Raw genomic sequence first — 10435 nt, forward strand, 5'->3', positions numbered from 1 at the left:
TCCGCATTCTAGCGGGTGGGATATCCCACGTTTCCGCCCGGTTTGTCAGTCGGCTTCTTAGCGGCGCGGGGTCACGGGCTTGACGGGGTCCACGGTAGCGCCAGCAGGCTTGAGGGGCACGGAGGGTACTTCGATTGAGCCCTTGCCGCCGGTCTGTTCCCAGGAGCCGTCTGCGTCAACCTCAACGACGCCGTTACCGACGCGCTCCCAGGAACCGTCAGCCCGGACCTGAATGATGTCGTCGTTGGGGGCGTGGTAGGACCAACTGCCATCAGAATTGATTTCGATGAACTTGTAGCCGTTGGCTGCGCTGACGGTTCCACTATCGACGGTCACGGAGCCATTCGAGCCGCTCTTGGCGGAGGTCTCGCCTGCCTTCTCGTCGACCTTTGCGGAGGAACCGGAGTTGTTCGATGCAGAGCCGCCGTTGACGGTTGCGTTGCCGCTAGCGTCTGCGGTGACGCCGGTTCCGTTTGCACCGTTGACGGTGATACTGCCGTCAGCGCCGGTGGTGACGCCGGTACCGTCGGCACCGGTGACGGTCACGCTGCCTTCGGTGACGGTGACGGTACCCTGGGAGCTGCTTGCGGTAGCGCTCGGGGAGGCTGCGTCGCTTGCTTTGACGGTGACCTTACCGTTGCCCGCGTTGACTGCTGCATCGGCGGTGGAGGATGCCTTAGCGGTTGCGGTTGCGGTGGGCGCAGGGTTGGAGGTGTTCTGGGCACCGCAGGCGCTCAGGCCGAGTGCTGCGATTGCTGCCAGGGACAGTGCTGCCGCGCCGGTGCGGAAGCGACGGTTGGTGGCCTGTGCGGAAGTATGCTGAGCGGGGCGTGCCATGAGGTGGTTCTCCTTGTGCGTCCCGGAGGGTCAATCGTCCGGGGTTTGTATGGTTGATTTTCCGGTTGGGGCGGGGCCGTTTGTATGGTGTGTGGCTTTTCCTTCGCCGGTGATTCCAGCTTAGGCTGTGAGTCTAAGATTGAGCTTTAGTTTGCTGTGTTTAAGCTGTGTTCGCACGGCGATGTATAAGTATTTTTCCCAGCAGGGTTTGATAATCCCGGTTTTTCGCTCAGCTTATGCATAGCTTTCTGCTTAAATGTATAAATTTTCTTTATTTTTTCTGTAGTGCATCATAGCTTCTCCTGTGAAGCCGAGCTACTTTCTGTGTTTTATAGCTCAAGTTGAGGGTTAAGGTCTTGAAGACCCACCTTGCATACCCCCCGCAGCACGCCCCCACCTCCCAGCCCGCCATCTGGACCTCTTCGCCAACTGAACCGCTCCCCCAGCAACCCGCATCCTCATCATCAAGAGACCATCTGGACATACTAAAAGACCCCCACCATACGGTGGGGGTCTTTAGCAGATTCAAAGTCTCAAGAATTACTTCTTCTTAGCGACTGCTGCCTTCAGCTTGGAGCCTGCGGTCAGCTTCACGCCGTGACCGGCGGGAATCTGGATGGTTTCGCCGGTCTGCGGGTTACGGCCGGTACGAGCTGCACGGTCGGTGCGCTCGATTGCCATCCAACCGGGGATGGTGATCTTCTCGCCCTTGGAGACGGAAGACTCGAAAACCTGGAACACTGCGTCGAGGACTGCATTCACGGTTGCCTGGCTCTTGCCAGACTTCTCTGCAACCTCTGCAACGAGTTCGGTACGGTTCTTAGCCATTAGGGTGCCCCTTCCAGAGACTTAAGGTTTGAGTCTAAAGCGAGTGACCGTCGGTGACGACGGAAAACCGTTTAGGAACTAAAATACCAGATTTACCAGCTGGACTTGGTGATACCGGGCAGCTCGCCGCGGTGTGCCATCTCGCGGAAGCGCACGCGGGAGATACCGAACTTCTGGAAGGTACCGCGGGGGCGGCCGTCGATCTGGTCGCGGTTACGCACGCGAACGGGGGAAGCGTTGCGGGGCAGCTTCTGCAGTGCCACGCGTGCTGCTTCGCGCTCCTCGGGGGTAGCGTTCTCGTCGATCAGGGTCTTCTTCAGCGCGATACGCTTCTCGTTGTAGCGAGCGACGATGACCTTGCGCTGCTCGTTGCGAGCGATCTTGGACTTCTTAGCCATTCTTAGCGCTCCTCTCGGAAGTCAACGTGCTTGCGAACGACGGGGTCGTACTTCTTCAGCACCATACGGTCGGGGTTGTTGCGGCGGTTCTTACGGGTCACGTAGGTGTAACCGGTGCCAGCAGTGGACTTGAGCTTGATGATAGGACGGAGGTCCTTAGCCTTGGATGCCATTTACTAGATCTTCTCCCCGCGTGCGATGATTTCTGCAACAACGGCATCGATGCCACGAGCATCGATAACCTTGATGCCCTTAGCGGACACGTTCAGGGTTACCTTACGACGCAGCGAAGGAACCCAGTAGGTCTTCTTCTGAACGTTCGGGTCGAATCGACGCTTGTTGCGGCGATGCGAGTGCGAAATGCTGTGTCCAAAGCCGGGAACAGCTCCGGTCACCTGGCAGACTGCTGCCATGTTTCACTCCTTTATTGATTGACTTTTATGACGGTACGCAGTCGATGTTACTCGTGAGCGTCCCGCCACCAATGTAGAAGCACCGGGTTATTCGCCGGGCTAGAGTGTTTGAGATCGTCACGTGGGTGAGAGGCCACGCATCGATCCCCGCCGCGGGAAAAACGGTGAAGCTTATTAGTGTCGAGAGGCGTTTCCACCACTACGAACAGCGTTAAATTCTAGGTAAATACGGGGGTTCGTGCAAGCCTGCACGCCGGATTTTGCCTTAAAAATCCGCGGAATCTCGGTGTTCTGAGCCGATTGCACCTCGTTTAAGCGAAGAGCTCGATTCACGGATGCACGCCTGCCTTCGAGCGGCAAACATACCCATCCATTCTACCAAAAATGGGTGTTTTTGCAAGTCCAGATGTTTTTAAGGAATTCTTTAACACCCCTAGTCAGGCGTTAATGCACCTTTTTAAGAACGGATGTTCTCTATGTGACCGGGGATAAATTACACCGGTGAAATTCATGTTGTGAGATTAACAGCTTAAGCCAGATTTAAGCCGTAAACAGCCCCGCACCACCGATTCTGACGGTGTGCACAGGGCTGTTAAACGGGCTTAAATACGCGTTTAAAGAGCTTTTAACTCTCGTTTTAACGTTTCCGCCCCGGTTTTAAAGGGCGGTTTAAGGGTTTGCAACGGTACGGGTAACGGCAGTTTTACCGTTCCAGTTACGGCGTAAAAGCGGGCACAAATACGGTACAGATACAGCGCAGGGCACTCCCCCGGCCTACAGTTTTACGCCGTAACGCGCCCCCCTCAGCATTAGTTCTTAAGGGCGTTAGTTTTTAAGGCTTGCCGCGGGTACCCACTCCGGGTACTTGGGGGTCACGCCGTCACCGGAGCTCGTACCCTTCAGGCGGCGGCCAATCCACGGCAGGGCAAACTCGCGGACCCAGCGTGCCTCCTGCTCGATCTTCTCGCGGGCGGTCAGCTGCACCTCCGGGGGCAGTACCGATTCGGTGACCACACCGGGCAGGCCAAGCTGCGCCAGCACACGAGATGCGAAGCGTTCATGGCCGAGGCCGTTCATGTGCAGACGATCGTCAGCCCACAGACGCCAGTCAAGGAAGTCGTTCCAGCGCCAGTAGTCGATAATGTGTGCGCCGTGGTCCTCAGCAATGCCGCGCAGCAGCTCATTGTAGGTGGCGGTGCGGCCACGGGTGCGGGAGAAGGGGCCCTGGCCCTGCACATCCAAGCCCGTAATGGTCAGAATCGTGATGTCCTGGGCGCGCATGGCGGCGAAGGCTTCGTCGACGCGGGTCATGAGCTGGTCAATATCAACGTTGGGGCGCATGATATCGTTGCCGCCACCGTAGAACGTAACAATGTTGGGGCAGAGGTCGAGGGCTCGAGGCAACTGTTCATCCAGGATGGGGCCGAGCAGGCGTCCGCGGATAGCAAGGTTTGCGTACTGTGCCTGCGGGTCTACTGCACCGAGGCCTTCAGCAACGCGGTCTGCCCACCCGCGCAAGCTGTTGGGGCGGCGGCGGTCAACGTCGCCCACGCCTTCGGTGAAGGAGTCACCGATTGCCACGTAGCGTACTGATTCGCCGTTGAGCTTGCCGTTGGAGTCTAGGAGCGGGGTCGTCATTGTGTTCTTCTTTCTGGGCCTCTATAGAGAATGGCCCTTCTATGGAAGGAGCCGGTACACCCGCGCGGTGTACCGGCTCCTTCGCTTAGCTTTCGGTGCGTCCTGCTTTCCAGTATCCCACTGTTGCGGGCGCTTCATCAGATATGAGCGGGGGTTTCTTAGGATGCGACAGCTGACCCGGTAGCTGCGGATGCCCTCCGCGGATGGGGAACAACCACCACACTGCCGTCGTTAAACGGATCGGCAACCTCTGCTTTCAGGCCGAAGATGGTGTCGAGGTTCTCACGGGTGAGCACGTCGTGTGCTTCGCCTTGAGCGACGATGGAGCCGTCCTTCATCGCGACGAGGTAATCAGCGACTCGGGCGGCGAGGTTCAACTCGTGCAGCACCATGATCATGGTGGTGCCGCGTTGCTCGTTGAGGTCCGAGAGTAGGTCGAGTAGCTCCACCTGGTGTGCCAGGTCGAGGTACGTGGTCGGCTCGTCCAGCAGTAGGATGTCGGTTTCTTGGGCGAGCGCCATGGCAATCCAGACGCGCTGACGCTGACCGCCGGAGAGTTCGGTGACCTGTCGTTCGGCGAGGGACATGGTATCGGTGGCTTCTAGCGCCCAGGCGACAGCTTCGTCGTCTTCGGCGCTATTGCGTTTGAAGAGTCCCTGGTAGGGGTAGCGTCCTCGGGAGACCAGGTCGGCTACGGTAATGCCTTCGGGGGCGATGGGGTGCTGGGGCATGAGCCCGACCATGCGGGCAAAGCCTTTCATGGAGTATTCGTGGGTGGGTTTGCCGTCGAGGGTGAAGTCGCCGTTGAGCGGCTTGAGCAGTCGGGAGACACCACGGAGCAGGGTGGATTTACCGCAGCCGTTGGGACCGATGATGGCGGTGATTTTACCCTTCGGGAATTCGAGGGAGAGGTCTTTGACGATGGTGGTTTCGCCGTAGCCGAGGCTGACGTTCTCTACTTTAAGGGTGCGTTCGGTGATTTCTTTCATGGCGTCCTTTCTTCTCTAAGGCTTTTCCCGGGAGCCTCCTAACTTAGCCTATCCTAATTTCGGGTCAGAAAATAGCGGATCCCCCGAACCGTTCATACTTCTGTAGAACAGCACGGGGGATCCGCTATATTGGCGACCTTTAGAGGTTCACTTTTCCGCTCACGAGCCAGCCGCCTTCCGCTGCACGCTGGAAGACTTCCTGAGCCATGGTGCGGCCGTAGGTCTTGGAGACATGGTTGTCGTCGAGGTAGACGTAGATGTTTCCAACCACGGGGCTGCACATGCCGTCCGGGCAGTACACGTCTTTCAGGTCCACCATGACGGCGCCCTGGTTGCGGTACTTGTCGAAGACTTCCTTTGCAGGGTTTTCGGCGGCGTACTTGTCGCTTGCGGGTCGTGCGCAGGAGCTCTTGTCGGCACCGGCCTTCTGAGCGCACTCGTAGATGTTGTACTCGAAGCGCGGGTTATCGCGCAGGCCAATGACCTGGACTCCTGCCTCGGTGAGGCGGCGGACCGTCTCGTCGAGGCTCGGGTCGACTCGTTCGTCGTTCGATCGTGCCTGGGCAACGGTGGCGATGAGCACCACGGTCTGCGGCTTACGCTTGAGAATTTCCTCGGTCATCTTGGTGTTGAATTCCGAGCATTCGTTGCTGGCGTTGACGGCGCGGACCGGGTACTGGCAACCGCCGAGCAGGTAGGTTTGCAGATTGGTTTTGGTCTGTTCTGCGATGGGCTTGAAGATGCTCAGCGCCTGTTCGGCGTGGGAGTTACCGATGACCATGGTCAGCGGTGCGTCCTCGGGTCCGTACTTCTGCACGTTGCAGTACTTGGCGAGTGCCGGGTCGGAGGGCGCGAAGCTGCCAACGCAGGGGTCGCTCAGCCCGTCGAACTGGGTTTTGACGTCACCACCGGAGGGGATGGGGTTGTCAATGAGTCCCTGCTGGGCGCCGCCGATAGCGCGGGCGCCGGGGTAGTTTTCGCTGGCGGTCTGTACCTGCAGTTCGGCGTTGTGCTCGGACTGGGTGTTGCGGTAGCCAATCCAGGTCTGTGCGGCTACCAGGGGTACGCCTGCGACCAGGAAGATCGCGAGGATGAAGGCGAGCTGGTCTGCCCAGGTCTTGACCGAGAAGATGGTCTTGAAGCGCATCTTCATCATGAGCCAAGGTACGAAGGGGTCCTTGCGGTAGCGCAGCGGCTTTTCGACGAAGCGGATGAGCAGCCATGCCAAGCCGATGGAGGCAAGGATGATGACAGCGCCTTCGATGAAGTTCACGCGGGAGGTACCGACGGCGCTGCTGTAGAGAATGAGGATGGGCCAGTGCACCAGGTACAGGGCGTAGGAGATGTTGCCGAGGTTCTGCAGGGGTGCGGAGACCAGCAGTCGGTCGATGCCCCAGCGGCTGTTGGTGCGGCCTGCCATGATGACGAGCGCGCCAGAGATCACGGGCCAGAGTGCCAGGTAGCCGGGGAATGCTCGTTCCACGGGCAGGATTGCGCCGCAGGTGACCAGGCCGATAATACCGACCCAGCCCATAACTACTCGAGCCTTCTCGGGTGCCTTCCACTTGAGGGTGAGCATTGCCAGCAGGGTGCCGATGGCAAATTCCCACAGGCGGGTGCGGGTGTCGAAGTAGGCGAATCCCTGGTTGGTGTCGGTTTCGACGATGGAGAAGGTCAGGGATGCGACGAACACCGTGTTGAAGATGAATACCGCGGTGGTGAAGAGGTTCCCGCGGAATCGGTGCACGACGTAGGCTACTGCGGCGAAGAGCAGGGGCCAGATGATGAAGATCTGTCCCTGGATGGAGAGCGACCAGAAGTGCTGGAAGGGTGACTTCACGGAGGCGTTTTGGGCGTAGTAGTCTACGGAGCTGAACGCGAGGTTCCAGTTCTGGAAGTAGAACAGGGAGCTCCTTGCGTCGGTTACGGTTTGCGACCAGCGACTGGGCGCGAGCACGAAGAAAGACGCAATGGTGGTACCCGCGATAACCACGGTGGCTACGGGTAGCAGTCGCTGGAAGACGTGCATCCAGTAGCTGAAGAGGTTGAGGGGTTTGCCTTCGTTGATCTTGCGCATGAAGGAGAGCGAGAGCAGGAAAGCGGAGATGAAGAGGAAGACGTCCACGCCGCCGGAGACTTTGCCGACCCAGACATGGTAGAGCACCACGAGGAGCACGGCGAAGGCTCGCAGGCCCTGAATTTCAGGGCGGAATCCTCGCGATTCGATGAATTCTTCGAGGGGGTAGTCGTTGGTTTCGCGTGCTTTGACGGTGCGCAGCGCCGCGGTACGGGTGCCCTGCGAGGCGGGGGCCTGCGGGGTTCCGGAGGTTTCAGACATACTTGGTTCCTCAGGGCGGGTAGACGATGTGCTAGTGCGAGTCCCTTAGACACTACAGGACACTCGTACAATAAAATCCTGATCCGCACCTCTGCTATGAGGCTGGTGCGAACCAGGATTTTTCTGAGCCCCCTACCGGATTCGAACCGGTGACCCTCTGTTTACAAGACAGATGCTCTGGCCAACTGAGCTAAGGAGGCAACCTGTCCAGTGTACCCTATTCTCTTGGTTGAGTCTGCTTAGTTATTCTTTTAGGGTTTGGTTGAGAATACTTCTAAATTATGGGGTGATGGCATGTTCGTTTCCTTCGTTTTACCCCTTATGAGCACCACCTCTGTATGCTACTCCCCCACCCCTCGTACTCATCACCGTGCATGGAAAAACCCGGTACCCTCACGCGGAGGCTACCGGGTTTTCGTATCGAAGAGGTTACTTCTTCTTAGCTTCAATCTTTTCCTTCAGGAAGGTGCTGAAGTCGTTGCTGGTGTACTGGTCACCATCAACGAAGACGGTGGGGGTACCCTTAATACCGTTCTTTGCGGATTCAGCGTTGACCACGTCCACGAAGGGGCGCCACTTGCCATCGTTCATATCGGAGCCGATGGAAGCGTGGTACTTCGAAGCAATGTCGGCGATCTGCTGGTTGTTCATGTCGCCGCTACCCTGGTGAGTGAAGATCTCGCGCTGGTAGTTCAGGAAGTCGCTGGTGCTGACCTGGTTTGCCACGGAGTATGCTGCTGCCGCGTTACGTGCGGAGTAAGCGGTGGGCGAGGAGCGGTCCAGGAAGGTCAGGTTGCGGATTTCCAGGGTGATGGTGCCGTCCTCGACGAGCTTCTGGATTTCTTCACCGTACTTCTTCTCGAACTCTGCACAGTGCACGCAGTTGTAGTCCTGGAAGATGGTCACGCGAACGGGCTGGCCGTTCTTGGATGCCTCTTCAGCGGTCTGCACGCCGGGGGGCAGGGTGTTGACTGCTGCTGCGGTTCCGTTGACCATGGGGGTCACGGAGGAGGTCGAGGTTGCGAGCTGCTTGAAGTCGCGAGTCTCCTGGGTGGAGGAGTTCTGGACGATGCCGTCCTTGGTCAGCACAATGCCACCGTATTCGTTGGCGCTGGAGGGCACCGGGCCGCTTTCTGCTACCTTGGTGTTCTTGTTGCCGTTGACTACGACGAAGCCGATGATACCTACGATGATGAGGACCACGGCGAGTACGCCGAACTGAATCCAGCGGCGGCTTGCCTGGCTGGGGCTCTTCTTGGCCTGCTGGGCCGCAATCTGGCGGGCTTTTTCGCGGGCGTCGGTCGACATGCCTGCTCCTTTGGTTGGGAATATGGGTGGCGGTTCGTCCACTTCTTCTAGCCTACTCCGGTTGGAGTGAGCGTCCATCCGAGCAAAGCTCAGATGACCTGGCTCTTCCGGCTCGGGGTTGTTCGTATCCCCTATAGGGTTTCTAGAGCTCTAGCTTCCTGCCACGTGCTGCAGCTGAAAGCTATGTCGATCAGTTCCTATCACGTGGATAGGTTCTGCCTTTTCTCTAGTGTGGACGTACCGCGCTACCCGTCTAGCCTACCGAATGGGTGCCTTATCGGCTAGTTAATACTCTGACTGAGATATTGTGATGTCTGTTCTCACGCTCTCAGCTTATTTTCCTCGTAAACTTTCGTAGCATTGGGAGGCGCCTCTCCCCTGCCACAAGCTACGCCGAGGCACCCACCCGGTTCAGCTCACCAGCGGTTAGGGAATGTTATAGACTTCCACTCCCCCAATGAACGGGCGAGTATCGAAATTCCCCTTCCACTTCACGCTCAGACCGTGCTTCTCCAGTACGGGGATAATAGTGTCCTTCATGAGCTCCACGGAGAGCTTCTTGTGAAGGGCACTGATCTCTTCCTTCTGCGCGTCGCTCAAGGTATTCCATTTTTCTTCGTCCCTGGGGTAGGCGAGGAAGGAACCAAAGCCGACGTAGGTGCCTCCGCTCTCAGCGAGGCTTTCAGTGTCCTGCTGGTGGAAGTAGATGTATCCCTTCCATTCACGGCTATCGTCGATCTCATCCCAGATCTCTGCGGATGCGCAGGTACCGCAGCAGGTGAAGTTCTGTCGTGCAATGACGCCTTCTTCTTCCAGGGCTGCGAAGGCACGGTTGAGGTTGGAGTTCTTCTGCATTTCGGGGGTAATGCCCAGCTCAGCAGCAAAGGCACGACGACGCTTGATGAGCTCTTCCACGTAGTCCTCTACGCGCTTTTCCCAGAGCTTGCTGTCTTCATTCTCCCCATCGTATTCCAGCCCGAGTACGTCCATCACATAATCGGTGATGGTTTCTACGTACTGTTCGGTATCAGATTCACCCATGAACAGCAGGGGCCAGATGGGCCAGAGCAGTTCGGCTTCGTCTTCTTTGTCCAGTCCCCATTCTTTGGGGAAGGGCGGGTCGAGGCGTTCTTCGCTCCAGCGTTCGTAGATGCTCTTCTCATCGGCCATGATGATGCTCCTTTGCTTGCTCTCTACTCGTTGAGGTAGAGATATGGACTGCTCTTGTTGTTAAGGTATCAAGAGTTTCTCTACAGCGCCCTCTATTTCGTCATTCAGGCGGATCTGTGAACTCCCCATCTCATTGCCTCTGCAACCGGCTGGCACGCTGTCTGGCGAGGCTGTATCCCCTGTTCCTCTGCCTCTCTGCTGCATCTCTGAATCTCTGGATCTATGAGTCTCTGCACCTTTGCTGAGTTAGGTGTCTTTCGTTCTAAGAGTTTTCGGGTACACAAAAAGAGGGGAAGACCTATAAGGTCTTCCCCTCTTGAATAAAAAACCCGCGGTGACCTACTCTCCCACACCCACAAAAGTGCAGTACCATCGGCGCGAAGAGTCTTAGCTTCTGGGTTCGGAATGGAACCAGGCGTTTCCCTCTTGCTATAACCACGGAAAATCTAGCGAATAACTTCGTTATTCAAAATTTCCGAATAAAAAGCCTCAGCCTCCCGAAGGAAGCCCAGGGTT

The 10435-nt window shown here is 57.5% G+C and carries 10 protein-coding genes, 1 tRNA gene and 1 rRNA gene; all 12 read right to left on the minus strand.

Annotated features, from left to right (window positions below):
• Positions 1-57: 57 nt before the first annotated feature.
• The 12 genes from O3675_RS08815 to rrf all read right to left on the minus strand — a co-directional run bounded on the left by O3675_RS08815 (position 58) and on the right by rrf (position 10362).
• Positions 58-837, minus strand: coding sequence for a hypothetical protein (locus O3675_RS08815; RefSeq protein WP_371572100.1), 780 nt, complete (start codon positions 835-837; stop codon positions 58-60).
• A 540-nt stretch (positions 838-1377) separates the two neighbouring features.
• Entirely contained in the window at positions 1378-1665 is a 288-nt protein-coding gene (locus O3675_RS08820) for an HU family DNA-binding protein (protein WP_005506733.1), read from the minus strand.
• Between the two features lie 92 nt (positions 1666-1757).
• Positions 1758-2063, minus strand: a complete 306-nt coding sequence (gene rpsN, locus O3675_RS08825; protein ID WP_005506731.1) for a 30S ribosomal protein S14 — start codon at positions 2061-2063, stop codon at positions 1758-1760.
• 2 nt (positions 2064-2065) lie between these two features.
• Positions 2066-2236: a 50S ribosomal protein L33 gene (gene rpmG / locus O3675_RS08830; RefSeq protein WP_004005967.1), complete on the minus strand. Its 171-nt coding sequence runs from the start codon at positions 2234-2236 to the stop codon at positions 2066-2068.
• A gap of 3 nt (positions 2237-2239) precedes the next feature.
• Positions 2240-2476: a 50S ribosomal protein L28 gene (gene rpmB, locus O3675_RS08835; protein WP_004005966.1), complete on the minus strand. Its 237-nt coding sequence runs from the start codon at positions 2474-2476 to the stop codon at positions 2240-2242.
• 825 nt (positions 2477-3301) lie between these two features.
• Positions 3302-4114 carry an SGNH/GDSL hydrolase family protein gene (locus tag O3675_RS08840; RefSeq protein WP_070604204.1) on the minus strand — a complete coding sequence of 271 codons (813 nt, stop codon included), beginning with the start codon at positions 4112-4114 and terminating at the stop codon, positions 3302-3304.
• A 158-nt stretch (positions 4115-4272) separates the two neighbouring features.
• Positions 4273-5103, minus strand: coding sequence for an ABC transporter ATP-binding protein (locus O3675_RS08845; protein WP_303976527.1), 831 nt, complete (start codon positions 5101-5103; stop codon positions 4273-4275).
• 139 nt (positions 5104-5242) lie between these two features.
• Positions 5243-7441: an acyltransferase family protein gene (locus O3675_RS08850; protein ID WP_371572103.1), complete on the minus strand. Its 2199-nt coding sequence runs from the start codon at positions 7439-7441 to the stop codon at positions 5243-5245.
• 126 nt (positions 7442-7567) lie between these two features.
• Positions 7568-7641, minus strand: a tRNA-Thr gene (locus tag O3675_RS08855).
• Positions 7642-7870: 229 nt separating this feature from the next.
• Positions 7871-8749, minus strand: coding sequence for a thioredoxin domain-containing protein (locus tag O3675_RS08860; protein WP_314893923.1), 879 nt, complete (start codon positions 8747-8749; stop codon positions 7871-7873).
• 426 nt (positions 8750-9175) lie between these two features.
• On the minus strand, positions 9176-9919 hold the full coding sequence (locus tag O3675_RS08865) for a cAMP-binding protein (RefSeq protein ID WP_371572105.1): 744 nt from the start codon (positions 9917-9919) through the stop codon (positions 9176-9178).
• A gap of 326 nt (positions 9920-10245) precedes the next feature.
• Positions 10246-10362, minus strand: a 5S ribosomal RNA gene (gene rrf / locus O3675_RS08870).
• Between the last annotated feature and the right edge of the window lie 73 nt (positions 10363-10435).

The organism is Rothia sp. 27098_8_27, from assembly GCF_041432805.1.
Classification (GTDB): Bacteria; Actinomycetota; Actinomycetes; order Actinomycetales; family Micrococcaceae; genus Rothia; species Rothia mucilaginosa.

Coding starts and splice junctions, on each gene's coding strand:
- O3675_RS08815 (WP_371572100.1), bottom strand. CDS start 837: ATGGCACGCCCCGCTCAGCATACTTCCGCACAGGCCACCAACCGTCGC.
- O3675_RS08820 (WP_005506733.1), bottom strand. CDS start 1,665: ATGGCTAAGAACCGTACCGAACTCGTTGCAGAGGTTGCAGAGAAGTCT.
- rpsN (WP_005506731.1), bottom strand. CDS start 2,063: ATGGCTAAGAAGTCCAAGATCGCTCGCAACGAGCAGCGCAAGGTCATC.
- rpmG (WP_004005967.1), bottom strand. CDS start 2,236: ATGGCATCCAAGGCTAAGGACCTCCGTCCTATCATCAAGCTCAAGTCC.
- rpmB (WP_004005966.1), bottom strand. CDS start 2,476: ATGGCAGCAGTCTGCCAGGTGACCGGAGCTGTTCCCGGCTTTGGACAC.
- O3675_RS08840 (WP_070604204.1), bottom strand. CDS start 4,114: ATGACGACCCCGCTCCTAGACTCCAACGGCAAGCTCAACGGCGAATCA.
- O3675_RS08845 (WP_303976527.1), bottom strand. CDS start 5,103: ATGAAAGAAATCACCGAACGCACCCTTAAAGTAGAGAACGTCAGCCTC.
- O3675_RS08850 (WP_371572103.1), bottom strand. CDS start 7,441: ATGTCTGAAACCTCCGGAACCCCGCAGGCCCCCGCCTCGCAGGGCACC.
- O3675_RS08860 (WP_314893923.1), bottom strand. CDS start 8,749: ATGTCGACCGACGCCCGCGAAAAAGCCCGCCAGATTGCGGCCCAGCAG.
- O3675_RS08865 (WP_371572105.1), bottom strand. CDS start 9,919: ATGGCCGATGAGAAGAGCATCTACGAACGCTGGAGCGAAGAACGCCTC.